Below are 25,521 nucleotides of genomic sequence, written 5' to 3'. Positions count from 1 at the left end.
AAAGTACCCCAAGGTGTCTTTGTCGACACTGTCCCCGCGCCGCCCGGGCGCGGCACGGTGGGGGACATGCACCCCGAGATCCTCGCCCAGCCGGGCTACACCGCTGTCTCCGTCGAGGAAGCCCCCGTCCGGGAACTGTTCCCCGGGATCCGTCACCGTCCGTTGTGGACGGACCCGGCCGGCGCGCACGCCGGCGTGCTGGAGATGGACCCGGGCACGTCGTGGCCGCGCCGCGACGTCCACGAGCCCGGCCCGGAGGAGGTCTACGTCGTCGCGGGCACCTTCAACGACGGCGCCCGCGACTACCCGGCCGGGACGTTCCTGCACGCGCCGGCCGGCTCGTGGCACGTGCCCGCGACGGCCACCGGCTGCACGCTGTTCCTCTTCTACCCGCAGGGCTGAGGATCGAGGCTCTCCTCGGGCGACGGGACTTCGTTGCCGGCTGGCAGCGCCTCGACGTCGTCGTCCTCGGACAGCTCGGCGAGCCGGGCGAGCAGGTAGTGGTGGCACATCAGGACTTGGCGGCCATCGAGGCGGCTTCCCAGGTGAAGCCGTCGGGGTCGGTGAGGGGCGCGTCGCCGCCGACGACGGCGATCCGGTGCGAGCCCCGGCCCTCGGGGGAGACGCCGGCGTCCTTCGCGAGGGCCTTGTGCCGGTAGAGCCCCAGCTTGACGCCGGTGGTCGCGAACTCGACGTACATGCGGCCGAAGCTCTTCCCGACGGCGAGGCCGTGGTCGGCGTAGAACTTCTTGCTCGCCACGATGTCGCTGACGCCGAGCAGGAGCGCGACGTCGTCGACCTGCTTGGTGGCGGGGCCGCTGTTCTTCTTCGCGGACGTCGCGACTTTCCAGATGGTGCCGTCCGGCGCCTGGACGACGCCGCCGTAGCCCCACATCGACTTCGCGGCGGGCTTGAGCGCTGTGGCGCCGGCTTCGAGGGCGGCGTCGATCAGGGCGTCGACGTTGGCCGGCTGGGACACGATGAGCGACAGGGTGAAGCCGCGGAAGCCGGTGCTGGGCGCCTCGGAGGCCCGCAGGCGGAGCCGGTCGCCCAGCCCGAAGGCGGCGGCGTAGAAGCGTTCGGCGGCCGCGGTGTCGGCCACCTCGAGGGTGATGTTTTCGATGGAGGTCATGGCGGTAACGCTAGGCGCGACCCGGTGACCAGGGCTTCTCGATTCCTGATCGGTCTGGGGCGGGTCCGCGCGTAGGGTGACGCTGCTGTTCCTCCTTCGCAGAGAGAGCGTCACATGGACTTGAAGCTGTCCGGCAAGGTCGCCGTCGTCACCGGAGCCAGCAAGGGCATCGGGCTGGCCATCACCCGCGCACTGGTCGCCGAGGGCGTCCACGTCGTGGCCGGCGCCCGCACGGTCCCGCCCGAACTGGCCGGCGTCCGCGTCGTCCAGGGCGACCTCACCTCCCCGGAGGGACCCGCGCAGCTGATCGACGCCGCGATCGCCGAGTTCGGCGGGCTGGACATCCTGGTCAACAACGTCGGCGGGGTCACGCCGCGCACCGGCGGCTTCCTGTCCGTCACGGACGACGACTGGCTCACGGCCCTGACGATCAACTTCCTCGCCGCGGTCCGCACGACCCGCGCGGCCGTCCCGCACCTGCTCGAACGCGGCGCGGGCAGCATCGTCACGATCGCGTCGGTCAACGCGACGCTGCCGGACCCGCTCGTCATCGACTACAGCGCGGCCAAGGCGGCGCTGCTCAGCTTCTGCAAATCGCTGTCGAAAGAGCTGGGACCGCAGGGAATCCGGGTGAACACGATCAGCCCGGGCCCGGTGAGCACGGGCCTCTGGCTGGGCGACGCGGGAGTCGCGGCCACGGTCGGCCAGGCGAAGGGCCTGGACCCGGACGCGGTGGCCAAGCAGGCGGCGGGCGACGCGGTGACGGGCCGGTTCACCCAGCCCGAGGAGGTCGCGGACCTGGTGCTGCTGCTGGCGGGCGGCCGAGCGGCGAACGTGACGGGCACGGACATCCTCATCGACGGCGGGATGACCCCGACTCTGTGATTCCGGGCGCGGAGTTCAGCTTCGTTCCGGCCACTCAAGCCAGACGAGGGCGCGGTGCTCAGCACGACTGCGACGGCGTCGATCCGGGGTCAGTACTCGTTCTTGATGACGAAGTACGAGCCGCGGATGGTGCCGGCCAGTTTGGACTTCTGGCGGGCGAACTTGAACGCTCCGAGCTCCTCCGGGATCTCCATCCCGTCCGACAGCTTGAACCCGACCGCGCGTTTCCCGCCGTCCTCGAGGGTGTACATCACGTTGATCGACAGGCCGCTCTCGTAGAAGACGTACGCCATCCGGATGTTCTCGACCTGGAACTCGGTCGCCTCCAGCGGGGGTGCGGCGATGACGATGCCGCGTTCTTCCTCGAGGATCCGGGTCACCCAGTCGATGGACTGCCGGGCGTCGCTCGCGGGGTCGACCGTGAAGGTGTGGTCGTACTTGTTCTTGAAGTAGCGGGCCTCGTTCGCCCGCAGGCCGGCGAGGGCGGCCGCGACCGGTGACGACTCCAGACCGGCCGTCGATACGGTGGCGAAGTCCACGGCGTGGGGCATAGCGGATCCTCCGGTTCGTGTCGGGTCGGCGAGCTTCCGCCGAGGTCCGGGGTCAGCGTAGGCGAAGGAGGCCCCACTCGTGGGTACCGCTGGCTTCCCCGGCGGACTCGTCCTAAGTTCGAGCTGCGAGCCGAGCATGGAGGCGTGATGGCCGAACGGACCAAGTACATCCTGGACGAAGCCGATCTCCCGACCCAGTGGTACAACGTCATCCCCGATCTTCCCGAGCCGCCGCCCCCGCCGTTGCACCCCGGCACCCGGGAGCCGGTCGGGCCGGCCGATCTCGCTCCGCTCTTCCCGCAGGCGCTCATCGAGCAGGAGGTGACGACCGAGCGCTATGTCGACATTCCCGAAGAGGTGCTCGAGGTCTACCGGCTCTGGCGGCCGTCGCCGCTGTTCCGCGCGCGCCGGCTCGAGAAGGCGCTCGGCACGCCGGCGCGGATCTACTACAAGTACGAGGGCGTCAGCCCGGTCGGCTCCCACAAGCCGAACACCGCGGTGCCGCAGGCGTTCTACAACGCGCAGGAGGGCGTCACCCGGCTGACCAGCGAGACCGGCGCCGGCCAGTGGGGCAGCGCGCTCGCGTTCGCCTGCGCCCAGTTCGGCCTCGAATGCGAGGTATGGCAGGTCCGGGCGTCCTACGACCAGAAGCCCTACCGCAAGCTGATGATGGAGACGTTCGGCGCGACCGTCCACCCCAGCCCGTCCGAGCTGACCGAGTCCGGCCGGGCGATCCTCAAGCAGCACCCCGACTCGACCGGCAGCCTCGGCATCGCCATCAGCGAGGCGGTCGAGCAGGCGGCGCAGGACCCGGACACGCGGTACGCGCTAGGCAGCGTCCTCAACCACGTGCTGCTGCACCAGACGATCATCGGCGAGGAGGCGCTGCGGCAGTTCCAGCTGGCCGGTGACACCCCGGACCTGCTGGTCGGCTGCACCGGTGGCGGCTCGAACTTCGGCGGGCTGGCGTTCCCGTTCCTGCGGGAGAAGCTGGCCGGCCGGATGGACCCGGTGATCCGCGCGGTCGAGCCGGCCGCGTGCCCGTCGTTGACGCGCGGCCGGTACGCCTACGACTTCGGCGACACCGCCGGGCTGACGCCGTTGCTCAAGATGCACACCCTCGGTCACGACTTCATCCCGGACCCGATCCACGCGGGCGGCCTGCGCTACCACGGGATGTCGCCGCTGATCTCGCACATCTACGAGCTCGGCCTGATCGAGGCGATCGCCATCGGGCAGCAGGAGTGCTTCTCCGCCGGCGTCCGGTTCGCCCGGTCCGAGGGCATCATCCCGGCCCCGGAGCCGACGCACGCGCTCGCCGCGTGCATCCAGGAAGCGTTGCGGTGCAAGGAAACCGGTGAGGAGAAGGTGATCCTCACGGCGCTGTGCGGCCACGCGCACCTGGACCTGCCGGCCTACGGCGCGTACCTGGCCGGGGACATGGTCGACAACGAGCTGTCCGACGCGGTTCTCGCGCAGTCCCTGGCCACGCTGCCTTGACGTCCGGTGGGGCCTCACGCCACGCGAGGCCCCACCGCGGGCTCAGACGGTGAGCACGACCTTGCCCCGGAGGTGGCCGCCTTCGAGCAGCCGGTGGGCGTCGGCGACGCGCTCGAACGGGACCGTCTCCTGCACGTGGACCCGGAGCTTGCCCTGGTCGACGAGGTCGACGAGACCGCGCAGGGCGACCGGATCGGGGTCGACGGCGATGCCGCTGAAGCGCATCCCGGCCGCCTCGAACTTCGCGATGAGCTGCGCATCGTCCTCGGCGACCGCCGTCACCAGGTGCCCGCCCGGGCGGAGCACGCCGAGTGAGCGCTCGGCGGTGTCGCCGCCGATCGTGTCGAGCACGACGTCGACGTCGCGGACCACCTCGGCGAAGTCGACCGTCGTGTAGTCGATCACCTCGTCGGCGCCGAACCCCTCGACGAACGCCCGCTTGCTCCCGCTCGCGGTCGTGATCACGTGCGCGCCGAGCGCCTTCGCGAGCTGGATCGCGACGTGGCCGACCCCGCCGCCACCGCCGTGGACCAGGACGCGGTCGCCTTCGGTCACGCCGCCGAGGTCGACGAGGCCCTGCCACGCCGTCAGCCCGGCGACCGGCAGCGCCGCCGCCTCGACGTGCGAGAGCGACGCCGGCTTGCGCACCAGGTGCAACGCCGGAGCGGCCACGACCTCGGCGTACGCGTTGGCCGCCCGCGGGAACAGCGGCATGCCGAACACCTCGTCGCCGGGCCGGAACCGCCACGTGTGCGCCTGCTCGACCACGCCGCTGACGTCCCAGCCGAGAACGAACGGCGGGCGGCCGAGCAGCGGGAACTCGCCGGCCCGCAGGCGCGCTTCCAGGGGGTTCAGGCCGATCGCTTTGACGCGGACGAGGACCTCGGTCGGCAGGGCCCGGGGCGCGGGCGCGTCGACGACGGTGAGCACGTCGGGGCCGCCGAGCGTCTGCTGAGTGATGATTCGCATGACGCCCAGGCTAGGTTTCCCACAGGAACCCGCAGGTACCTTAGGATCATGAGCGGTTTCGGTCCTGGTGATCCCTTTCTCGCCGACTGCCCGGCACGCCTGGCGCTCGAGCTGATCGCCGACAAGTGGACGGCGGTCGTGCTCTACGGCCTCAGCGAGGGCCCGGTGCGCCACGGCGACCTGGTCGAGCTGATCGGCGGCATCTCCCGCAAGGTGCTCACCCAGACGCTGCGACGGCTGGAGGCGCACGGGCTCGTCCGCCGCCACGCCTACGCCGGCGTGCCGCCCCGCGTCGAGTACGAGCTCACCCCGCTCGGGGCGACGCTGATCGAGCCGATCCACATGCTGACGGAGTGGGCGCGAGCGCACGGCGACGCGGTGCTGGACGCGCTCGACGCCGGGTCGGCCACGGCTGAGGCGTCCTCTTAGGACACCTCGGGCCTGCCCGGCCTCGGGCAGGCCCGAGGAGGACTCAGCGTTTCAGCGTGAAGGTGAAGTCGCCGGAGAGCGTGCCGCTCAGCCGGACCGCCGAGACGAGCTTTCCTTCCGTGAGCAGCCTTTCGGCCTCGGCCCGCGAAAGATCGCACCCTTCGGCGATCAGCCGCAGCGGCCGGACCGGGATCCTGACCGCGAACCGGACCGCGACGTCGATCACCTCGCGGTCGCGGAGGTCCGCGCCGCCCGTGTCGAGCCGCCAGGCGCCGTCCCAGTCGAGGGTGACGTGGTTGCGGTGGAGCACGACCGGATCTCGGAGCAGCTCGGCCGCCAGGCCGGAATCGTTGTCGTGCAGCCGATCGAGCAGCTCAGGCCGGACGGACCGCACGGGCACCCGCTCCAGGAACGTGAGCTTCACGGTGTCCCCGCACGCGACGCAGCGTGCGAGGAGCCAGGCGTCGAGGAGCTTGTGGTGGGCGTTGACGCGGAACTTGCCGTTGACGCGGAAGCGATCGGCCGCGCAGGCGTGGCAACGGCGGCGGACGAGTGGCAGGCGAAGGGGCACGACGGCCCAGTTTTCGAGCATGGGAAAGACACCGTTCAGTGAGAAATCCGCAGCAGAAAGGAACGCGGCGCACCAACGCGACGCGTGAGGAATCAGCGCTCGGAAGATCTCAACGGATGTACAACGGCACGTCCTCGCCTGGACGACTCGGTCACGCAGCACGGTAGTGGCCCGCGGCGGCGCCGATCCACCGGTTTTCGGGCCGGGCTCAGAGCACGTCGGGGATTTCGGGGCGGGCCAGCTCGCTGCGGGTATCGGCCAGGACGACCTGGTCGCGGCCGGCTTCCTTCGCCGCGAACACGGCGTCGTCGGCCGCTTGCAGCAGGATCGTGTAGTCCGTGGCCGTCTCCGGGTACACCGCCGCGCCGATCGACGCCGTCAGGCCGGTGATCACCTCGGGCTTGCCCGGGCGGACCACCGGGACCTTCACCTCGATCCGCGCGATCGCCGCGCGGATGCGGTCGGCGACGGCCACGATCTCCGTGGTCGTCGTGCCCGGGAGCAGGACCACGAACTCGTCACCGCCGAAGCGCCCGACGTAGTCGCCGCCGCGCACCGAGTTCTGGACGACCGCCGCGATCGCGCGCAGCACCTCGTCGCCCGCCAGGTGACCGTTGCCGTCGTCGATGGCCTTGAAGTGGTCGATGTCGATCATCAGCACACCCGCGGTCGACGACAGCTCGGCCGCACGCGCCAGCTCGTTGCGGGCCAGCTGCACCCAGAACTCCGGCGCCAGCAGCGAAGTCTTCGAATCCGTGCGCGCGGCGGCCTGGAACTGCGGCAGCAGCAAGCCGATGTGCAGCGCCACCGGCGTCACCATGAGCACGGGCAGCAGCCACGGCCGGACCGTCATGACCAGCGCGATGCCGCAGCCGACACCGACCGCGGCGAGCACGATCAGCACGTCGGACGGGTTGCCGAACGCCTGCCGCGGCGGCTTGCCCGGGTTGCTCATCACGATCGCGAGGATCACCAGCACGTAGTTGAGTCCGAAGTAGACGATTCCCGAGACGAGCAGCGCGGTCATCCCGCCGAAACCGTCGAGGTAGGGGATGTACGGCGCCACGTGCCCGCCCGTGCCGACGGTCAGCACCACGCCGGCGGCGGTGCAGGCCAGGATCACCGTGGCACCGGAGAACACTTTCCGGTGAACCACGCCACGCCTTTTGTAGACGCGAACCCACGAATGGGCGTAACTGACGACGATCACCACCGTGGCCAGTGGCGGTGGCAGCAGGAGGAGCCCGGCGAAGATCCAGATCGACTGCAGGTGCATGTGCGGCCGGCCGTCGGCAGCGAGCTCGCGGATGCGCTCGATGCGTTGCGCCGCTTCGAGGTGCACGATCTCGCCGGCCAGGATCAGACCACACCAGAGCATGGCTTGACCGCTGATCGGCACGAGGCCGGCGGTCGCCAGGATCGCGACCACGGCGAGCGCGTCGACCACGAGGACATAGCCGAACACCGGAGTGGGCAGCTTCCACATGGCCCACGTACGGATACCCGATCGTGGACGTTCTGAGCTGGGCTTACGCCCTTGGGACCCGGAGAATCCCACGGAACGCCCCTCTTTCCAGGACGGAACTCTTCGCGGAATCGTCACTGTAATCGAATGAATGCGGTGTGTCATTAGGCTGGTCGGGCTACCGTCCGATTACGCACCGTACAAGATCGCCCCACATTCGTACACCACAAGGAGAAATCATGTCGCACTTCCTGTCCAACGCCAACATCGTCCCGTCCCGCCGTCGCGCGCAGCGGCCGACCGACTGGACGCGGCAGCTGCCGACCGACTGGACCCGCGCCATCCCGACGGACTGGACCACGCGTCAGATGCCCACCGACTGGACCGCGCGCGAACTGCCGACCGACTGGACCGCGCACCAGATCCCGACCGACTGGGCCAATGCCGACACCGACGTCGACGTCGCACCACTGCCCGCGTGCCCGACCGACTGGACGACCCGCACCGGTCAGCGCCCGACCGACTGGACGCGGTTCTGAGAACCGAACCCGGTGACCGGGACCCACTGGGGACCGGTCACCGGGTCCGGACCGCCCGGCTCGTGGCCGGGTGGCCCGGAAACCGGCCGGACCGGCAGGACCGCCACGGTGGCTCAGGACGGTTCGGCTGCCGGCTGGGCCCGGCGCCAGAGCCGGGCCGCACCGAACGCCGCGAGCACGCCCAGGGCCCCGGCCGCGGCGACGACGCCGTGCGGGGCCGCCCGCTCGGCCGCGAGCCCGGCGAGCACCACGCCCAGGCCCTGCGAGACCCGCAACGCCGTCAACGCGAAGCCGAACGCCTGCGCGCGCTGGGCTTCCGGCGTCAGCTGGACGAACGTCGTGTTGGCGATGAGGTTGTACGAACTGGCGATCCCGGACAGCGTGAGCAGCGCGAGCGTCGCTTCGAGGTCCGGCCGCAGCGCGCAGCCCAGCAGGGCCGCGCACGCCAGCACGGCGAGCGGCCCGAGCAACCGCGCGCGCCGCTCCGGCGGGACGCGGGACAGCGCGGCCATGCCCACGACGTTGCCCAGCGCGTACGCCCCGAGCAGCAGCCCGACGACCACCGCGCCGCCGCCCAGCTCGGCCGCGTACGGCGCCGCGATCGCCTCGCCCGCGATGTAGATGCCGGACACGCAGCCCAGCGCCACCAGCGCGAGCCGGCGCGGGTCGCCGACGACCACCGTCCAGCCCGCGCGGACGTGCCGCCACCAGCGGACGCCGGGTTCGGCGCGTGGCGGGCGCGGGCGCACGCCGATGGCCAGCACCACCGCCGACGCCGCGAAGCTGACCGCGTCGGCCAGCAGCGCCCCGGCGGTGCCGAGCCCGGCGACGAGCAGCCCGCCGAGCGCGAACCCGGCGACCTGCCCGGCCTGCACCAGGATCATCAGCAAACCCATGCCGGGCACGAACGTCTCGGCCGGCAGCACCTGCGGCATCAGCGCGGCCCGCGCGGAGTTCCACACCGGGTTGAACAGCTGGACGCCGACGAGCAGCGCCGCGACCGCGGGCAGCGGCAAGCCGGGCCACGCCATCGCCGTCACCGCGACCGCGCGCACGACGTCGGCGACGACCATCACCCGCCGCGGCGGGTAGCGGTCGGCGAGGCCGGACAGCAGCGGGCCGCCGACGAGGTCGGGCAGGAACGTCAGCGCGTAGGTCAGCGCGGCCCAGCCGGGCGAGTTCGTGCGGTCGTACACCAGGATCGACAGCGCGACGCGCGCGAGCTGGTCACCGGTGACGGAGACCAGCTGGGCGCCGAACAGCGCCCGGAACTCCGGTACCGCGAGGACGTCCCGGAACCCTGCCGCACGTGCCGTCATGGCGCCCCCGGTGGCTCGCGGAAGCACTCAGCGTACCGGCGCGGACGCAGCCGGTGAACGGCCGTTAGGAGGGGCCGCAGGTGATTTTCGGTTGCGGGTTGTAGCGGACGGTCCGCGTCGAGCGGCTGACCTCGCGGCCGGACGAAGCGTCCTTGAGCACGCGGGTGTCGGTCGTGGTGAACCCCGGTGCGCCGTTGGAGGCGTGGCAGTTCTCCGCCGGCCCCGGCTTGGTCTGCGGGTCGGTCGGGTTGGACCGGCTGCCCGGGATCGACTCGACGGTGTAACGCTTGGTGCCCCACAGCTTCACGGTGATCGACGACGGCGTCCAGATCGTCTGGATCGCGATGCCGGTCGCCGAGTCGTTCGTGAACTTGATGTCGATGACGCTGGCCCCGTTGGGGTTCTGGAACACCGTCGCCTCGCGCGCGGCGGGGTAGCGGCTGATGTAGTAGCTGTGTTCCTTGTGGCCGGCGTCTTTCATGCCCGAGAAGTAGGACGCGTTGTACAGCGTCGTCGCGAACTGCGAGATACCGCCGCCGACCTCACGCGCCGGGGCGCCGTTCTCGATCACGCCCGCCTCGACGTACCCCTGCGGCTTGCCGCGCGGGCCGGTGAACCCGTTGAGGCTGAAGGTTTCGCCCGGCTTGACGATCGCGCCGTTGACCTTCTGCGCCACCACGCGGATGTTCGTGCCGGAGTCGGCCGCGAAGCCGTTGGTGGTGAACTCGCCGACGACCTCCTTGACGCCGAGCTGGTTCGCCTGCTCGGTGGTCACCTTGGCCGGGCTGTCCTTGTAGATCGCCGGGACCTCGCGGCCGTCGGTCTTCTTCAGCACCTCGGGCAGCGGCTTGAGGCTCGGGTCCCAGTCGATCGCCCGGCCGTCGGTCGACGGGTCGACCGTGGGCTTGCCGCCTTCGAAGACGATGGTCGCCTCCTTGCCCTCCTTCTCGGTGGACTTCAGCTGCGGCTTGGCGGCGTCGGCGATCTTGGCGTTGTCGATCTTCGGCGTCAGCCCGCCGCCCTCGGCGGGTTCGAAGCTCAGTGCCGCGGCGATCGCGTCCGGCTTCACGGTGGCGTCCTTGCCGTCGCCCTTGACGACGAGCGGGCCCGAGACGGCGGGCTTAGCGAACTGCTCCAGCGCGGCCTGGACGCCTTCGGGCGTGGTGCGGACCGGCGTGCTCGTGACCGGCAGGGCGAGGGTCTCGCCGCGGGCCCACTTCTCGACGACGGCGGCCTTCGCGGCCTCGACGTCGAGCTTCTGCCCGGGCTTCGGCGCGACGGCGACCGGGTTCGTGCCGTCGAACTTCACGGTGCCCTCGGCGGGCTCGCGGTCGACCTGGCCGCGGAGGCTGTCGAGGGCGGCGGCGAGCTTGGTGTCGTCGGCGTGGCTGACGACGCCGACCTCGCGGCTGGAGAACAGCGACGCGAGGCGCGTGAACGGGTTCAGCGGCTGCTCGCCGGCCTGGTCCAGGGTCTGCGTCCAGTCGAGGCGCAGCCCGGCCAGGGTGGGTGACAGGCTGCCCTGGACGTCGCCGGCCGTCACGTCCAGCGGACGGGTGAGCCGCGGCTCGATCTGCCCGCGCAGCTGCTGCTCGGCGGCGGCGCGGTCCATGCCGCCGACGTCGACCCCGGCGACGGTCACGCCGCGCGGGACGCTGCCCTGGCTGACCATCAGGTCGACGCCGTAGACCACGACGAGCAGCCCGAAGACGCCGCCGGCGATCCAGCCGGCCTTGCGCAGGCTCTTCGGCCGGTTCGCCGGAGCTTCGGGTTCGGGTTCGGTGTCGGGGCGGACGACCGGCAGGACGTCCGTCTGCTCACCGTGTGACTCGGGCCAGCGCGGTTCGTACGGCAACTCTCCACCCCTTCAACGCGGCGCCCGATCGCGCCGGTGACGAGGTCAGCGTACGTGGCACCCGGACAAGCCGTACGACTCGCCCTAACGGGGGATGAACCGGTCACTCGGCCAGGGGTCGTGAGTGCGTAACAGTGTTAGAACACTGTTACGCACTCACGACCTCAGCGGGCGTCGGGCTCCGGGTTGTGGCCCGCGCGGGCCAGGAAGTCGAAGTCACAGCCTTCGTCGGCCTGGGTGATGTGCTCGGCGTAGAGCGCTCCGTAACCGCGCTCGAACGGGGGTGCCGGGGGAGTCCACGCGGCCCGGCGCCGGGCCAGCTCCTCGTCGGACACCTCCAGCCGCAGGACCCGTGCCGGGACGTCCAGCGTGATCGGGTCGCCGTCGCGGACCAGGGCCAGCGGGCCGCCCACGTGGGACTCCGGGGCCACGTGCAGCACGCACGCGCCGTAGCTCGTGCCGCTCATCCGGGCGTCCGAGATCCGGACCATGTCGCGGACCCCGGCTTCCAGCAGGTGCGAGGGGATCGGCAGCATCCCGTACTCCGGCATCCCGGGGCCGCCGAGCGGGCCCGAGCCGCGCAGCACCAGCACCGAGTCCGCCGTGATCGCCGGGTTCTCGATCCGCTTCTTCAGATCGCGGTAGTTCTCGAAGACCACCGCCGGGCCGGTGTGGGTCAGCAGGTGCGGCTCGGCGGCGATGTGCTTGATCACCGCGCCGGACGGCGCCAGGTTGCCGTGCAGGACCGCGACCCCGCCCTCGGCCGCCACCGGGTTGTCGCGCGGCCGGATGACGTCGTCGTTGTGCACCGACGCGGCGGCCAGGTTGTCGCCGAGCGTCCGGCCGGTGACCGTGAGGCGGTCGGGGTGCAGCAGGTCGGTCAGCCGCGACAGCAGCCCGGGCAGGCCGCCCGCGTAGTAGAAGTCCTCCATCAGCCAGTCACCGCCCGGGCGGATGTCGGCCAGCACCGGCACGTGCCGCGCGATCGCGTCGAAATCGCCCAGCGACAACGGGATCCCGCTGCGCCCGGCCATCGCGATCAGGTGGATCACGGCGTTGGTCGAGCCGCCGAGGGCGAGCACGGTGGTGATCGCGTCCGCGTACGCGCGCTTGTCGAGGACCTGCCCGATGCGCAGGTCCTCCCAGACCATGTCGACGATCCGCGCGCCGCTCGCCGCGGCCATCCGGTGGTGGGCCGAGTCGACGGCCGGGATCGACGCCGCGCCCGGCAGCGTCATGCCGAGCACCTCGGCGGCCGACGTCATGGTCGACGCCGTGCCCATCGTCATGCAGTGGCCGGGCGACCGGGCGAGCCCGCGCTCCAGTTCGGACATCTCGGCGTCGCCGATCCGGCCCGCGCGCTTCTCGTCCCAGTACTTCCACATGTCGGTGCCGCTGCCGAGGACCTCGTCGCGCCAGTGCCCGCGCAGCATCGGCCCGGCCGGGACGAAGATGGCGGGCAGGCCCGCGCTCGCCGCGCCCATCAGCAGCGCCGGCGTGGACTTGTCGCAGCCGCCCATCAGCACCGCGCCGTCGATCGGGTAGGACCGCAGGATCTCCTCGGTCTCCATGGCGAGGAGGTTGCGGTAGAGCATCGGCGTCGGCTTCTGGTAGGTCTCCGAAAGCGTCGCGACCGGGAACTCCAGCGGGAAACCGCCGGCCTGCCACACCCCGCGTTTGACCTGCTCGGCGCGTTCGCGCAGGTGCATGTGGCACGGGTTGATGTCGCTCCACGTGTTGAGGATGCCGATCACCGGCTTGCCGAGGTGCTCCTCCGGGTTGTACCCGAGCTGACGGCTGCGGGCGCGGTGGCTGAAGTCGCGCAGGTCGTCGCCGCCGTACCACCGGTGGCTGCGGAGCTCCTCGGGCGTCTTTCGGGGACTCGGGTTCATGTCGACCAGTATGGCATCTGATATATGATCCGGTGGGGCTGGTTGAATGGGCTCCGACACGACCGAGGGAGCCGCGCCATGACCGGGACGTTCAGCCTGCCCGCATCCCGGACCGAAGTGGTCCTGGAGGAGATCCGCCGTGGCATCCTCACGCGCGAGCTGCTCCCCGGCCAGGCACTGGTCGAAGCCGAGCTGGCCGCGCGGCTGGGCGTGTCCAAGACGCCGGTGCGCGAGGCGCTCAAGGTGCTGTCCAACTCGGGCCTGGTGACGTTCAGCCCGTACAAGGGCGCGTCGGTCTGCGTGGTCGACGCCGACCTGGCCCGGTCCGTCTACGACGTGCGGATGGTGCTCGAGCCCGAAGCCGTCCGGCGCACCGTCGAGCGGCGCGACGCCGACCTGCTCGAAGACGCCGCGGACGCGCTGAAGGAGGCGTCGGCGGCGATCGCGGACAAGGACCAGGTCGCGCTGAGCCTGCTCAACCGCCGCTTCCACCGCGCGCTCTACCGCGGCTGCGGCAACCCGCTGCTGGTCTCGATCCTGGACGACCTCAAGGACCGCGCGGCCCTGATCAGCGTCGTCGGCTGGGAGGCCAACCCCAGCTGGAAGAAGGAGTGGACCGAGCACCGGGCCGTGCTGGCCGCGGCCAAGAAGGGCGACGCCGAAGGCGCGGCCGCGCTGCTGCGCGACCACATCGGCGGGTTCCTGGAACGGATCCTGAAGGCCATCGAGTGAAGCTCCTCCTCATCTCCGACACCCACCTCCCGGGCCGGGCCCGTGTTCTGCCCGAGCAGGTCTGGCGGGCGGTCGAGGCCGCCGACGTCGTCGTGCACGCGGGCGACTGGGTCGACGTCGCCCTGCTCGACGAGCTGGAAGCGCGCAGCAAGCGCCTGATCGGCGTCTACGGCAACAACGACGGCCCGGCACTGCGCGAGCGGCTGCCGGAGATCGCCCGCGCCGACCTCGGCGGCGTCCGCCTGGCCGTCATCCACGAGACGGGTGCGAAACAGGGCCGTGAGCAGCGCTGCGACGCGCAGTTCCCGGACACCGACGTCCTCGTGTTCGGCCACAGCCACATCCCGTGGGACACGGTCGCGCCGTCCGGCCTGCGCCTGCTCAACCCGGGCTCGCCCACCGACCGCCGCCGTCAGCCGTTCTGCACCTACCAGACGGCCCGGATCTCGGAAGGTGCGCTGACGGACGTCGAGCTGCACGAACTGCCCCCGAGGGGGTAGGAAGGTCCCATGGATCCGGCGTGGGCGTTGCGGGAGATCGCGTTCCAGCTCGAACGCGCGGGTGAGCCGAGCTACCGGGTGCGCGCGTTCCGCAACGCGGCCGCCACCGTCGACAAGACCGACGCCGAGCGGCTGGCCTCGATGGCCGAGAACGGCACGCTCACCGCGTTGCCCGGGATCGGGAAGGCCACCGCAGGCGTCATCGAAGACGCGCTGGCCGGCCGTGATCCGGCGTACCGCGAGAAGATCGTCGAGGCGAAGCTGCCGGACGGCGAGCCGCTGCGGTCCGCGCTGAAGGGCGACTGCCACACCCACTCCGACTGGTCGGACGGCGGCAGCTCGATCGGCGAGATGGCCGTCGCGGGCCGGGAGGTCGGGCACGAGTGGATGGTGCTGACCGACCACTCGCCGCGGCTGACCGTCGCGAACGGGCTGTCGCCGGAGCGGCTGCGGACGCAGATGCAGATCGTCGCGAAGGCCAACGAGCTGATGGCGCCGTTCCGGCTGCTGCAGGGCATCGAGGTCGACATCCTCGACGACGGCGCGCTCGACCAGGAGGAGGAGCTGCTCGGGCAGCTCGACTTCGTCGTCGCGAGCGTGCACTCGAAGCTGCGGATGCCGGCGCGGGACATGACCCGGCGGATGCTCGCCGCGGTGCGGAACCCGCACGTCCGGGTGCTGGGGCACTGCACCGGGCGGCTGGTCGTCGGCCGCGGCCGGCCGGAGTCGGAGTTCGACGCCAAGGCCGTGTTCACCGCGTGCCGCGAGAACGGCGTCGCGGTGGAGATCAACTCGCGGCCCGAACGGCTCGACCCGCCGATGAAGCTGCTGCGCCTGGCCGCGGAGCTCGGCTGCGAGTTCGCCATCGACAGCGACGCGCACGCGCCCGGCCAGCTCGACTGGCAGGGTTACGGCTGCGAGCGGGCGATCAAGGCCGGGATCGGGCCCGAGCGGATCATCAACACCCGTTCGGTGGACGAGCTGCTCAGCCGCTGACCGAGATGTCGGCGACCGGGTGCCGCGCCGGGTCGAGCCAGCGCATCACGGCGTCGAGGTCCGCGCCCGGGATCGAGACGCAGCCCGCGGTCGGCTTCCCGTTCGAGACGTGCAGGAAGAACGCGGACCCGGCGCCCGGCACCGCGGGCGAGCGGTTGTAGTCCAGGACGACGGCGTGGTCGTAGACCGGGCCCGCCTTGCCGAGATCTTCACCGGCGGCCTCGTTGAACGGACACGTGCCGGGAACGCAGGAGAAGTGCGTGTTGTAGTACGGGGACTTCACATCGGACACCCACCAGTCCGACGTCGTGACCTGCCGGTACGGCAGCCGGGTCCCGTTGTTCGGCTGGATCCCGAAGGCCTCGGTCAGCTTCCACACGCCGGCCGGGGTGTGCGACGTCGACTCGCTGGCCTGGCCGACGCCGTCCTTGCCGACGAACGCGCTGACCGGACCGTAGGCCCTGGACCAGCCGGTTCCGGTGCGCTGCCAGGCGGTGAGCACGGCGGTGGTCGCGCTCGCGGAGTCCGCGACGACGGTGACGACCTGGCCCGCGTCGCCGCGGAAGGACAGCGGGACCGCGTCGGCGGGGGTGGCGGCGGTGCTGGTCAGCAACGTGGCCGCGACCAGTGCGGCCACGACCAGCGTGGCGCCGAGGAATCTCCTGCCCATGCCGGAGACCCTAGCGGCGCCACGCGGGTCGCGCACCTGCGTCAGTTGATGGTGTAGGAGTCCCCGTAGACCTTCCACTTCAGCGGGGTGTGCAGGTCGAAGTTGCCCGCGTTGAGGAACGTCACCTGCTCGGTGTCGATGCGCGAGGTGTCGGAGTGGGCTTCTTCCTCGTTCATGACGACCTTGCGGGCGGCGAAGAACGCCTTGAGGTAGGTCGCTTCGTCGCCACCCTGTGCCGGCGGCTTCGCCTTCTTGATCGCGGCCGAGCGGATGCCGCCGAAGCTGCTGTGGTCGGTGCCGGGGCCGTGCATGACGATGGCGTCGTAGTAGGCGAACTGGCCGAGGTTGCTGAGGCCGTCCGTCTTGCCCTGGCTCACCGCGGGGTTGAAGTAGACGCGGTCGCGCTCGTTGTTCTGCGCGGTCTGGAACGCGGTGGTGGCCGCGGCCGACTTCCACGCGCTCTCGAACGCCGAGCCGAGCCCGCTGTGCGAGTCGGTGCCGTTCACCTTCTTCAGCGCGGGCAGGTACTTCGCGAGCGGGTTGTTCGGGACGGCGTCGGTGTAGGCCTGGACGAGCTCGAGCATGTCGCCGGTGCCGGAGCAGAAACCGATGATGCCGGCGGTGTACCCGCGGCCGTCGCCGATGTCCTCGATGTACTTGTACTGCGCTTTCCAGTCCAGGGAGGAGTTTTCCGCGCTGGAGACCAGCTTCATCGCGATCTCCTTCTTGGCCGCGACGGAGAGGTCGCCGGTCGCCTGCACCGAGGCGCTCTGCGCGGCCAGCGGCGCGGGGGCGGCCGAGGAGAGCGCGGGCGTGGTGATCACGAGGGCCGCGACGGAGGCCGCGCCGAGCGCGCCGATCAGGACCGGCCGCAACTTCTTGCTCATGGGGGAAAACCCTTTCCGCAGAACGTGCCGTGGGGGATCACGGCGTCTCGGGCATGGCGGACAGCACCCGGAATTCGACGGCCTTCGGCTGCCGGAAACGGGTTGCTGGTGGTGCTGCGGCGTAGCGCCACGGTAGCGAAGGGTCAGCACCGCCACAAGGGGGGACGAAGTTGTTTGCAAATAGGGAAAAAAGCCCGGGGAAAGTAGACGATTTCGGTGTGGTCAGCGGGCGCCGGCGAAGATGCGGATGACGTCCGGCAGCACGTTCACCGGGATCGTCGGGTCGATCGCCCGCTGCACGCCCAGGCCGATCCCCAGGCTGAGCAGGGCGATGGCGGCGTCGTCGGCCGACATCGGGAGCGTGATCCCGAACCGCTCCGCGTACCCCGAGAGCAGGCCCGCGATCGTGTCGCGGATGGTCTTGTCCCGCGCGGCCAGCTCGGCCCGCACGTGCGGGTTGCGCCGGGCGTTCGTGGCGAACTCGACCTCCAGCGCCGTCCACGCCTCGTCGCCGATGCTGCGCTCGGCCCAGGACTGGAACGCCGTCAGCAGGTCTTCCATCCCGTCGGCGCCGACCAGCGCCCCGGCGATCGCCTCGACCTGCTCGTCGTGGATCCGGTCGAGCACGGCGAGGCAGAGCTCGTCCTTGTTGCGGAAGTTCGAGTACACCGCGCCCTTCGAGTACCCGGCCTCGTCGGCGACCTTCTCCAGCGACGTCACCGAATAGCCGTCACGCAGGAACAGCTCCCTGGCGGTCTCGATGAGCTGTTCGCGGGTGCGCGCCTGGCTTTCCGCGCGGGTGAGTCGGGCCATGCCGCCACTGTAGCGAGTCGCGGAATCGGGGTACCAGCAGTATCGAAATACTGTTAGTCTCCGAAAATGGAACAACGCGACTTCGCGGTCCTCGTCGTCGGTGCCGGGGCGTCGGGCCTGGGTGCCGCCGTCCGCCTCGGCCAGGCCGGGGTCGACGACCTCGCCGTGCTGGAGAAGGCGTCAGAGCTCGGCGGGACCTGGCGCGACAACACCTATCCCGGCTGCGCCTGCGACGTGCCGTCCGCGCTCTACTCGTACTCCTTCGCCCCCAATCCCGAGTGGACGCGCGCGTTCGCGGGTCAGGCCGAGATCAAGGCCTACCTGCGTGAGACGGCTTCGCGGTTCGGGGTCACCCCGAAGATCCGCTTCGGCGTCGAGGTGACGCGCGCGCAGTGGAACGCCCGTGCGGCGCGGTGGGAACTGGAGACGTCCCGGGGCCCTTACACCGCAAGGACCCTGGTCGCGGGCACCGGGCCGTGGCACGAGCCGCTGATCCCGGACCTGCCGGGCCTCGGCACCTTCCCGGGTGAGGTCTTCCACTCCGCGCGCTGGAACCACGGCTACGACCTCGCCGGCGAGCGGGTCGCGGTGATCGGCACCGGCGCGTCCGCGGTCCAGTTCGTCCCGGAGATCGTGCCCGCCGTCGAGCGGCTGCACCTGTTCCAGCGCACCGCGCAGTGGGTGCTGCCCAAGCCGGACCACCACGTCCCGGGCGTCGAACGGCTGCTGCTGCGGCGGTTCCCTTTGCTGCAGAATGCGTTGCGTCGCGTCGAATACGGCGCCATGGAGACGCTCGGGTTCGGGTTCCGGCACCCGTGGCTGTTGCGGCAGGTCCAGAAGCTCGGGCTCGCGCACTTGCGGCTCGCGGTGCGGGACCCGGTGCTGCGCCGGAAGCTCACGCCGGACTACACGCTCGGCTGCAAGCGCCTCTTGATGTCGAACACGTACTACCGCGCGCTCACGAAGTCCACAGTGGACGTCCACGCGACGGCCGTCTCGTCGGTGTCCGGAAACCGGGTGGTGGGCGCGGACGGTTCGGTCGCGGAGGTCGACGCGATCATCTTCGGCACCGGCTTCCACATCCTCGACATGCCGGTGTCGGCCCGCGTGTTCGACGGCGACGGCCGCAGCCTCGACGACCACTGGAAGGGCAGCCCTTCGGCGTACCGCGGGACGACGGTGGCCGGGTTCCCGAACCTGTACCTGCTGCTGGGCCCGAGCCTCGGCACCGGGCACACGTCGGCGTTCATGATCCTGGAAGCCCAGCTGCGGCACACGGTCGCCGCGGTGACGCGCACGCTGCGCGCGGGCTGGGCGTCGGTCTCGGTGCGCCCCGAAGCGCAGGCGACGTTCAACGCCGAGGTCCAAGCGGCCCTGCCGGGCACGGTCTACCAGTCGGGCGGCTGTTCGAGCTACTACACGGACGTCAACGGCCGCAACAGCTTCAGCTGGCCGTTCTCCACGAGCCGGCTGCGGTCACAGGTGGGCTCGTTCGACGAGGAAGCCTACGAGATCACGAGGGTCCATGCTGTTCGGTGACCGCTACCCGGCGATCGACCCGCGTGGCGCGGTGGTCGCGATCACGGGTGGCGCCCGTGGGATCGGCCGTGCGACCGCGGCGGAGTTCGTCGCGAGAGGTGCGACGGTGTGCGTCGGCGACCTCGACACGGCGTTGGCCGGTGACGTCCCGGGCGCGCACGGCTTTCCCCTGGACGTCACCGTTCGCGAGTCCTTCGCCGCCTTCGCCGAGGCCGCGACCAGCCGGTTCGGCCGGATCGACGTCCTGGTCAACAACGCCGGCGTGATGCCGCTCGGCGACTTCCTCGAGGAGCCGGACGCGGTCGGCCGCACCACCGTGGACGTCAACGTGCAGGGGCTCGTCCACGGGTTGCGGTCGGTGCTGCCGGGGATGATCGCCCGTGGGCGCGGGCACGTCGTCACCGTCGCGTCGATGGCCGGGAAGATTCCGCTGCCGGGCATGGCGGTGTACAACGCGAGCAAGTTCGCGGCCGTCGGCCTGACCGCGGCGGTGCGGCGCGAGTACGCGGGCACGGGAGTCAGCGTCAGCGCCGTGCTGCCCAGCGCGGTCCGCACCGAGCTGGCCTCCGGCGTCCGGCTGGGCGGGGCACTGCCCACAGTGGACCCCGAGGACGTCGCCCGGGCGATCGCCGGCACCCTGCGGACCCGCCGCGCGGAGACGGCGGTCCCGCGCTGGGTCGGCGGCTGGGACCTCTTGGCCGCGCTGACCCCGGAGCCGGTGATGTCGTGGGTGCGCGGCCTGATCGGTGACGACCGGGCGTTGACCTCCCTCGACCAGGCGAGCCGCGCGGCGTACATCGACCGGGTGGCGGCGCAGGTTCAGTCCCACTCCCAGACCATGCCGTAGACGCCCGGCTGTGCGTCCAGCACCGCGATGTGGCTGGTCAGGCTCGGGCCGACCGGCAGCTCCGGTTCGCCGACGACGTCCGGGGAACCGTCGCGGGGGCGGTGGTAGCGGTAGCAGCGCACCGGCACCGCCGCCGGGTCGAAGTGCGCCTGCAGCACCAGCTGCCGGGCCGGGGCGCGGATGCCGAACTGCAGGTAGCTCGTCTCCGGCGGCTCGCCGTCGTAACCGAAGTCGAAGTCGAAGACGTACGTCTCGCCCGCGCGCAGCGGGTAGTCGAACCGCAGCTCGACGGCCAGCAGCTCGGACGACGGGTCGCGGCGGATCCGGCCGGGGCGGCAGCAGTGCGCCGAGCGCAGCGCCGGGTGGTGGGCGCCGCCGGTCTGCGGCCGGAAGAACGACACCCAGCGGTCGACGCCGTCCTCGCGGCTGGTCACCACCATCTCGGTGCGGACCGACCCCTCGGTGCGGTCCGCGGTCAGCGTCGCCCGCTGGTGCACCGACGCGATCGCGAGCCGCGCGTTGCCGTCGAGGTCGATGCCGTCGCACGAGCCCAGCTCGGTCGGCTCGGCGCCGAGCGCGCTGGCCAGGCTGACGCCGCCGGGAAACGGCTCGGCCCGGCGGGCGCGCGGGCGGGCCGGCGTCACCAGGGCGGTGAGGGCGTCGGCGGGCAGGCCGAGACAGCCTTCCGCGACCCGCACGGCGTGCAGCGAACGTCCCCCTTCAGGGTGACGGCGGCCGCGTCGCCAATAGCTCAGCGTCGCCAGGCTGACCTGGGCGCCGCGGATCGCCATCCGCCGCTGCAGGCCCTCCAAGCTCAGCCCGCGATGCCGGATCACCAGGTCGAAGGCCACGTCGAACGGCCCTTCGCGGACGGCCGCGGCCGCCTCGGCGGGCAGGTCCGCGTCGGCCGGCTCAAGCGCACTCGCCTCCATGCTCACCTCCGATCGGGTAAGCATGAGTACTCGGCGCAGCCGATGCAACGAGGCCTGCCACCAAAGTAGGGGGCAGGCCTCGCCGGTCACCGAGCGCGGATCAGCTCACGGTGAGCGCGGTGTCGTCGACGACGAACGACGTCTGCAGCGACTGGTCCTCGATCCCGGCGAACTTGAGCGTCACCGTCTGGCCGGCGTAGGACGACAGGTCGATCGTCTTCTGCGCGTAGGCCGAGTTGCGGTCGAGGTTCGAGTACGTCGCGACCGCCGAAGAGCCGGCGGACACGACGAGCTTGTCGTAGACGACGTTCTCGGTCTCGGCGGTCCCGACGCGCAACCAGAAGGTCAGGCTCGCGTGGCAGCCCGCGGGGATGGCCACCGACTGCGTCAGCGTGTCGGTGTGGGTCACGCCCTGGCCGCCGAGCCACGACGCGTAGCTGCCCGAGCGCGCCGGCGCCTGGCTGCCCCACTGGCCGATGGTGGTGTTCGGGTCGGACCACGACGTCTTGCCCGACTCGAAGCCCGGGTTCAGCAGCTTCTGGCCGGTGCAGTTGCCCGGCGGCGGCGTGGTCGTCGGCGGTGTCGTGGTGGGGGGCGCGGTCGTCGGGGGCGTGGTGGTCGGGGTCGAGTCGGTGCACGTCGGGTCGCCCGACTGCGCCGGCACGCTGACCGCGTTCCAGGCCGCCTTCACGGCGTTGAACTCGGTGCAGCTGTTCGGGTACAGGTTCTTCGCGGCCTGCAGCGTCCACGTGCGGTAGCGCACGTACGAGCTGCCGGACGTCTTGAGCTGGACGGCGCCGTGCATGATGTTGATCGCCTTGCGGATGCCCAGCCCGGCCACGGTGGTGTTGTTGCAGGTCGGGCTGGTCGGCTGGCCGTTGGTCGGGTTGCTGCCCTCGGCGAGCAGGTAGAACCAGTGGTCGCCGGGCCCGGCCGCCTTGTGCACCTCCGCGTTCGGGGTGGAGCTGGAGTAGCAGTTCGGGTCGCCGACCTTCGACGGGTCATACATGTAGCGGATCGCGCCGGTGCCGACCAGGTTGACCTCTTCGCCGATCGCGTAGTCCGGCGGGTCGTACTGCGACGGCTCGTTCGCGTAGAACTCCGTCGCCGTGCCGAAGGTGTCGGCGATGAACTCCTGCGTGCCGCCGCCGGAGAAGCCGCCGGAGCCGGAGTAGTCGTCGACGCCGTGGCCCATCTCGTGGCCCAGGATGTCGAGCGAGCCGACCCATTCGCCGCTCGGGTTGTGCCCGAGGTTCACGTACGCCGGGCGCGAGTTGTAGTAGTAAGCGTTTTCGTCGTCGAGGCCGACGCGGATCTTCCAGGCGCCGCCGTTGCCGGTGAAGCCGTTGCGGCCCACCCATTCCGACAGCATCTTCTTCTCGGTCTGGGTGACGAACAGCGCGTCCGCGCAGCCGGTCTCGATGTTCGTGCCGGTGCCGTTGCCCCAGCTGTCGTCGGTCCCGGTGAGGATCGAGTCGCTGCTGTAGTTGCGGCAGTCCAGGTTGGGCGTGTTCGGGTCGGCCATCGAGTAGGTGCTGCCGGACTTCGTGGTGTTCAGCGGCAGCGGGGCGGGCCCGTTCCACTTGCCGGTGCCGGTGCCCGCGGCGACGTGCTGCACGTTCCGCAGCACCCGGCCGTCCACGGCGTCGACGTAGACGCTCAGGCTGCTCGGCTCGCCGTGTTCGTCCGTGCCTTCGACGTTGCTCTCGTAGGCGAGGCGGCCACTGCCGTCGGCGACGACGACGAGCTTCCCGCCGGGCAGGCCCTTCGGCCCGCGGACCTGCTTGGCGGCGACGGCGTCCGCCTGGGCCGCGGTGAGCTTGGCGCCGCGGACGTTCAGGTCGCCGAGGGGCTGCTGCTGGGCGACGGAGGTGGTCTTCACGGTGCCCGCGGAGTCGGTGGCGATGACCAGGTCGCCGCCGATCACGGGCAGGCCGTCGTAGGTCCGGTCGTAGACGACGTAGGACAGGCCGGACGCGGACCGCACGTCCCGCTGGACGAACTTGTCGTGCGACCCGGCGAACAGGGCGGCCGGGCGGGCGTTGACCAGGCCGGCCGCCGCGCTGGTGGCGTTGGCCTGGGCCTGCGCGGCGGATACCGCCGGGGGTGGCGTGGGGTCGGGCTGCGCGGGCGCGGCGACGGCGATGCCGACCACGACCATGCCCGCCGCCGTCGCCCCGCCGAGCGCGGCGAACCGTTGGGGCAATCTCATGACGCTCCTCGGGAAAACTGGGGAAAGGGGAGGTTCCGCCCAAAGATCGATGCAGAACCCGGCAGACGCTAATCGCGTGCCGGGAGCGGCAGAAGATCCATCACACCGGCAAAGTTTCACGCCACGGCACTGTGAAACCGCGTGAAACGGCGGGCCCGGAAGGAGCGGTCGTGAGTGAGTAACAGTGTTAGAACACTGTTACTCACTCACGACCGGGTGCGGCAAGGGGCGGCGGTCAGAGCGTCTCGAAGCGGATCCCGGCCTTGGTGAGCCGGTCGATCAGCGCGTCGCCCATCGCGGCCGCCGTGGTCACCTGGCCGGCCGTCTCCGGGAGGTCGTCGGTCGCCAGGCACAGCGCCGACTCCGCGAGCATCTTCGCTGTCTCGTCGTAACCCGGGTCGCCGCCGGACACCTCGGTCACCACGCGCCGGCCGCCGCCCTCGCCGATGAACCGCACCGAGAACCACGACCGCGCCCGGCGCTCCGGGCTCGGTCCGCCGCCGGGCGCCAGCAGCCGGGACAGCGCCCGCCGGGCCGGCGGGACCTGCGCGGCGGCGAACAGCGCGCCGACGCCGACCGCGCCGCCCGCCAGCACCGGCAGGTGCTTGACCGCGGCGAAGTGCCGGTAGGTGAAGTCCGGGCCGTAACGCTCGACCGCGGCCGCGGACCGGCGCACGATCTCGGGGTCGATCGTCGGCAGCGGCACGGCCCACCAGCCCGCGCCGGCCACCCGGTGCGGCCGGCCGAGCGGGGCCCGCGCGAACCGGCCCGTCGGCCGCGGCTCGGCGGCCGTGCGCTCGCGAGCCGCCCGCGCCCCGGCCGGCATCCGGGACATCACGGTCAGCGCGCTGAGGAACGTGCCGCCCGACGGCATCCCGCTCGCCCGGACGTAACCGTCGACGCGCAGCGGCACGCCTTCGGGCAGTTGCCGCACGGTGAACCAGGCGCCGAGGTCGTGCGGGATCGAGTCGAACCCGCACGCGTGCACCAGCCGCGCGCCGGTCTCGCGGGCGCGTCGATCGTGCTTGAGGTACATGAGGTCGGCGAACTCGGGCTCGCCGGTCAGGTCGACGTAGTCGGTGCCCGCCTCGGCGCACGCCGCGACCAGCGGCTCACCCTGGTTCAGGTACGGCCCGACCGTCGTGATCACGACCTTCGTGGCCTCGGCGACCGCGCGCAGCGACGCCGGGTCGCCCGAGTCGGCGACGAGCAGGTCGAGCGTCGCGAACCGGTCGTCGATCTCCGCGAGCTTCGCCCGCACGGCCTCGAGCTTGCCGCGGTTGCGCCCGGCCAGCGCCCAGCGCAGGTCCGCGGGCGCGTGGCGGGCCAGGTACCCGGCGGTGAGGCCGCCGGTGAAGCCGGTGGCGCCGAACAGGACCACGTCGTGCGCGCGCATGTCTCCTCCAGGGGACGTCGACGGCGGACCTGCCCAGGTTACTAGCCGGTCACTTCCGGTCGCCGGTGTAGACGACGGCCGCCGCCACGGCTTCCACCGCGGTGATCACGTCGGCGATGCGGCGCGGCAGCGACTCGTGGGTGTCGGCCATCCAGGCCCGCACCTGCGCCCGGCCGAGCTCCGGTTCGCACAGGTCGGAGACCCCCGCGGTCCACGCGAGCAGCGCCAGGCACGCCGAGTGCGGGTCGGGCCGTTCGACGCCGAACACCGCCGACCGGGCCTTGCTGCGCGCGGCCGTCGAGACGAGCACGTCCGCGGGCGGGTAGCGGTGCGTGCGGCGCAACAGCACCCGATCCGGCGCCCGGCGCACGAGCCCGAGCGCGATGAGGTTGTCGGCGGTGATCGACGGCAGCGTCGCGCGCAGGTGGTCGATCCAGTCGCGCACGCCGTACGCGGCGGATTCGGTGAGGATTTCGGAAAAGATCCGGTCCATGGTCGGAATTCCCGGCGGCCGCCGGGTGATCGGCCGGACTTTGCGGTCCTGGACGGTGATCCGGTCGGCGAACAACAGGTCGCACAACACCGCGCCGGCGAGCCCGATGCCGAGCGACGTCCGGCCGAGCACCGCGCGCCCGGTGAACTCGTCGTGCCCGAGGAAGAAGAACGAATCGACCAAGGTGAGCCGGCGCATGACGGAAATGGGCCCCCTGGGCTGTCGACGGGAAGGATCCCGAAGATAGCGGTAGGGCTTCCGGCGGTTTCCGGCGCCACGGGTGTTTTACCCCGATCGGCCGTACCGCGGGCGGGGGCGCTGCCCCTACTCTGTGGACCGCCGCCATGATCAGCTTCGGCTCGAACGGCGCGGGGGTAATGGGGCGTGCCCGGCGGCA

Annotated in this window: 26 protein-coding genes; 10 read left to right on the top strand and 16 right to left on the bottom strand. The window is 71.4% G+C overall.

The annotated features are described in order from the left end of the window. Positions 1-66: 66 nt before the first annotated feature. Positions 67-402, top strand: a complete 336-nt coding sequence (locus tag OG439_RS26895) for a cupin domain-containing protein (RefSeq protein WP_247055812.1) — start codon at positions 67-69, stop codon at positions 400-402. On the opposite strand, the gene OG439_RS26890 is transcribed toward OG439_RS26895, so the two are convergent. Together OG439_RS26890 and OG439_RS26885 are read right to left on the bottom strand one after the other, a co-directional pair. Beyond that, a complete protein-coding gene (locus tag OG439_RS26890; RefSeq protein ID WP_326943600.1) occupies positions 387-512 on the bottom strand; it encodes a hypothetical protein in 126 nt (41 codons plus the stop codon). The genes OG439_RS26895 and OG439_RS26890 overlap by 16 nt on opposite strands. Continuing rightward, the gene (locus OG439_RS26885) at positions 512-1,132 is read right to left on the bottom strand and encodes a glyoxalase (RefSeq protein WP_326943599.1); all 621 of its coding nucleotides are present in this window, start codon (positions 1,130-1,132) and stop codon (positions 512-514) included. The genes OG439_RS26890 and OG439_RS26885 overlap by 1 nt, the downstream gene beginning before the upstream one ends. 114 nt (positions 1,133-1,246) lie before the next feature. On the opposite strand from OG439_RS26885, the gene OG439_RS26880 reads away from it, so the two are divergent. Next, positions 1,247-2,017 carry an oxidoreductase gene (locus OG439_RS26880; protein ID WP_326943598.1) on the top strand — a complete coding sequence of 257 codons (771 nt, stop codon included), beginning with the start codon at positions 1,247-1,249 and terminating at the stop codon, positions 2,015-2,017. 89 nt (positions 2,018-2,106) lie between these two features. Here OG439_RS26880 and OG439_RS26875 read toward each other — a convergent pair whose 3' ends face one another. Then, the gene (locus OG439_RS26875; RefSeq protein WP_326943597.1) at positions 2,107-2,568 is read right to left on the bottom strand and encodes a phage tail protein; all 462 of its coding nucleotides are present in this window, start codon (positions 2,566-2,568) and stop codon (positions 2,107-2,109) included. 147 nt (positions 2,569-2,715) lie between these two features. On the opposite strand from OG439_RS26875, the gene OG439_RS26870 reads away from it, so the two are divergent. Then, the gene (locus OG439_RS26870; RefSeq protein WP_326943596.1) at positions 2,716-4,068 is read left to right on the top strand and encodes a TrpB-like pyridoxal phosphate-dependent enzyme; all 1,353 of its coding nucleotides are present in this window, start codon (positions 2,716-2,718) and stop codon (positions 4,066-4,068) included. Between the two features lie 42 nt (positions 4,069-4,110). Here OG439_RS26870 and OG439_RS26865 read toward each other — a convergent pair whose 3' ends face one another. Further along, positions 4,111-5,037 carry an NADP-dependent oxidoreductase gene (locus OG439_RS26865; protein WP_326943595.1) on the bottom strand — a complete coding sequence of 309 codons (927 nt, stop codon included), beginning with the start codon at positions 5,035-5,037 and terminating at the stop codon, positions 4,111-4,113. Positions 5,038-5,085: 48 nt separating this feature from the next. On the opposite strand from OG439_RS26865, the gene OG439_RS26860 reads away from it, so the two are divergent. Further along, positions 5,086-5,466 carry a winged helix-turn-helix transcriptional regulator gene (locus tag OG439_RS26860; RefSeq protein ID WP_326943594.1) on the top strand — a complete coding sequence of 127 codons (381 nt, stop codon included), beginning with the start codon at positions 5,086-5,088 and terminating at the stop codon, positions 5,464-5,466. 43 nt (positions 5,467-5,509) lie between these two features. Here the strand turns inward: OG439_RS26860 and OG439_RS26855 are convergent, their stop codons facing one another. Beyond that, a complete protein-coding gene (locus OG439_RS26855; RefSeq protein WP_326943593.1) occupies positions 5,510-6,058 on the bottom strand; it encodes a DUF1062 domain-containing protein in 549 nt (182 codons plus the stop codon). Positions 6,059-6,245: 187 nt separating this feature from the next. Continuing rightward, entirely contained in the window at positions 6,246-7,523 is a 1,278-nt protein-coding gene (locus OG439_RS26850) for a sensor domain-containing diguanylate cyclase (protein WP_326943592.1), read from the bottom strand. A gap of 218 nt (positions 7,524-7,741) precedes the next feature. Between OG439_RS26850 and OG439_RS26845 the strand changes: the two genes are divergently transcribed. Continuing rightward, entirely contained in the window at positions 7,742-8,041 is a 300-nt protein-coding gene (locus OG439_RS26845; protein WP_247055794.1) for a hypothetical protein, read from the top strand. 113 nt (positions 8,042-8,154) lie between these two features. Here OG439_RS26845 and OG439_RS26840 read toward each other — a convergent pair whose 3' ends face one another. The 3 genes from OG439_RS26840 to araD form a co-directional block, all read right to left on the bottom strand. After that, on the bottom strand, positions 8,155-9,360 hold the full coding sequence (locus tag OG439_RS26840; RefSeq protein ID WP_326943591.1) for an MFS transporter: 1,206 nt from the start codon (positions 9,358-9,360) through the stop codon (positions 8,155-8,157). A 64-nt stretch (positions 9,361-9,424) separates the two neighbouring features. Then, on the bottom strand, positions 9,425-11,215 hold the full coding sequence (locus OG439_RS26835) for a VanW family protein (RefSeq protein ID WP_326943590.1): 1,791 nt from the start codon (positions 11,213-11,215) through the stop codon (positions 9,425-9,427). A 164-nt stretch (positions 11,216-11,379) separates the two neighbouring features. Next, entirely contained in the window at positions 11,380-13,107 is a 1,728-nt protein-coding gene (gene araD / locus OG439_RS26830) for an L-arabinonate dehydratase (protein WP_326943589.1), read from the bottom strand. Positions 13,108-13,185: 78 nt separating this feature from the next. Here araD and OG439_RS26825 point away from each other — a divergent pair, with 78 nt between their 5' ends. From OG439_RS26825 to OG439_RS26815, 3 genes are read left to right on the top strand one after another with little or no spacing between them, the layout of a single operon-like run. Continuing rightward, positions 13,186-13,839 (top strand): GntR family transcriptional regulator, encoded by a 654-nt coding sequence (locus OG439_RS26825; protein ID WP_326943588.1) that lies wholly within the window; start codon positions 13,186-13,188, stop codon positions 13,837-13,839. After that, positions 13,836-14,339: a metallophosphoesterase family protein gene (locus OG439_RS26820; RefSeq protein WP_326943587.1), complete on the top strand. Its 504-nt coding sequence runs from the start codon at positions 13,836-13,838 to the stop codon at positions 14,337-14,339. The genes OG439_RS26825 and OG439_RS26820 overlap by 4 nt, the downstream gene beginning before the upstream one ends. A gap of 9 nt (positions 14,340-14,348) precedes the next feature. Further along, positions 14,349-15,335 carry a PHP domain-containing protein gene (locus OG439_RS26815; protein ID WP_326943586.1) on the top strand — a complete coding sequence of 329 codons (987 nt, stop codon included), beginning with the start codon at positions 14,349-14,351 and terminating at the stop codon, positions 15,333-15,335. On the opposite strand, the gene OG439_RS26810 is transcribed toward OG439_RS26815, so the two are convergent. The 3 genes from OG439_RS26810 to OG439_RS26800 form a co-directional block, all read right to left on the bottom strand. Then, positions 15,325-16,005 carry a L,D-transpeptidase family protein gene (locus OG439_RS26810; protein ID WP_326943585.1) on the bottom strand — a complete coding sequence of 227 codons (681 nt, stop codon included), beginning with the start codon at positions 16,003-16,005 and terminating at the stop codon, positions 15,325-15,327. The two genes, OG439_RS26815 and OG439_RS26810, sit on opposite strands and share 11 nt — an antisense overlap. Before the next feature lie 41 nt (positions 16,006-16,046). Beyond that, positions 16,047-16,892, bottom strand: a complete 846-nt coding sequence (locus OG439_RS26805) for a chitosanase (RefSeq protein ID WP_247055779.1) — start codon at positions 16,890-16,892, stop codon at positions 16,047-16,049. Positions 16,893-17,114: 222 nt separating this feature from the next. Beyond that, the gene (locus OG439_RS26800) at positions 17,115-17,705 is read right to left on the bottom strand and encodes a TetR/AcrR family transcriptional regulator (RefSeq protein WP_326943584.1); all 591 of its coding nucleotides are present in this window, start codon (positions 17,703-17,705) and stop codon (positions 17,115-17,117) included. Between the two features lie 66 nt (positions 17,706-17,771). Between OG439_RS26800 and OG439_RS26795 the strand changes: the two genes are divergently transcribed. Together OG439_RS26795 and OG439_RS26790 are read left to right on the top strand one after the other, a co-directional pair. Next, the gene (locus OG439_RS26795; RefSeq protein WP_326943583.1) at positions 17,772-19,244 is read left to right on the top strand and encodes a flavin-containing monooxygenase; all 1,473 of its coding nucleotides are present in this window, start codon (positions 17,772-17,774) and stop codon (positions 19,242-19,244) included. Further along, positions 19,231-20,091 carry an SDR family oxidoreductase gene (locus OG439_RS26790; protein WP_326943582.1) on the top strand — a complete coding sequence of 287 codons (861 nt, stop codon included), beginning with the start codon at positions 19,231-19,233 and terminating at the stop codon, positions 20,089-20,091. The genes OG439_RS26795 and OG439_RS26790 overlap by 14 nt, the downstream gene beginning before the upstream one ends. Here OG439_RS26790 and OG439_RS26785 read toward each other — a convergent pair. From OG439_RS26785 to OG439_RS26770, 4 genes are all read right to left on the bottom strand, one after another. Continuing rightward, positions 20,064-21,023 carry a hypothetical protein gene (locus tag OG439_RS26785; RefSeq protein WP_326943581.1) on the bottom strand — a complete coding sequence of 320 codons (960 nt, stop codon included), beginning with the start codon at positions 21,021-21,023 and terminating at the stop codon, positions 20,064-20,066. The genes OG439_RS26790 and OG439_RS26785 overlap by 28 nt on opposite strands. 100 nt (positions 21,024-21,123) lie before the next feature. Beyond that, positions 21,124-23,235: a M4 family metallopeptidase gene (locus OG439_RS26780; protein WP_326943580.1), complete on the bottom strand. Its 2,112-nt coding sequence runs from the start codon at positions 23,233-23,235 to the stop codon at positions 21,124-21,126. 235 nt (positions 23,236-23,470) lie between these two features. Beyond that, complete coding sequence (locus OG439_RS26775; RefSeq protein WP_326943579.1) at positions 23,471-24,631, bottom strand: saccharopine dehydrogenase family protein; 1,161 nt, start codon at positions 24,629-24,631, stop codon at positions 23,471-23,473. Positions 24,632-24,680: 49 nt separating this feature from the next. Further along, the gene (locus tag OG439_RS26770; protein WP_326943578.1) at positions 24,681-25,322 is read right to left on the bottom strand and encodes a GOLPH3/VPS74 family protein; all 642 of its coding nucleotides are present in this window, start codon (positions 25,320-25,322) and stop codon (positions 24,681-24,683) included. Between the last annotated feature and the right edge of the window lie 199 nt (positions 25,323-25,521).

It is taken from the genome of Amycolatopsis sp. NBC_01307 (assembly GCF_035975215.1).
Taxonomy (GTDB): domain Bacteria; phylum Actinomycetota; class Actinomycetes; order Mycobacteriales; family Pseudonocardiaceae; genus Amycolatopsis.
The sequence above is the reverse complement of the archived record's forward strand: the minus strand, read 5'-3'. Positions and strand labels throughout refer to the sequence as shown.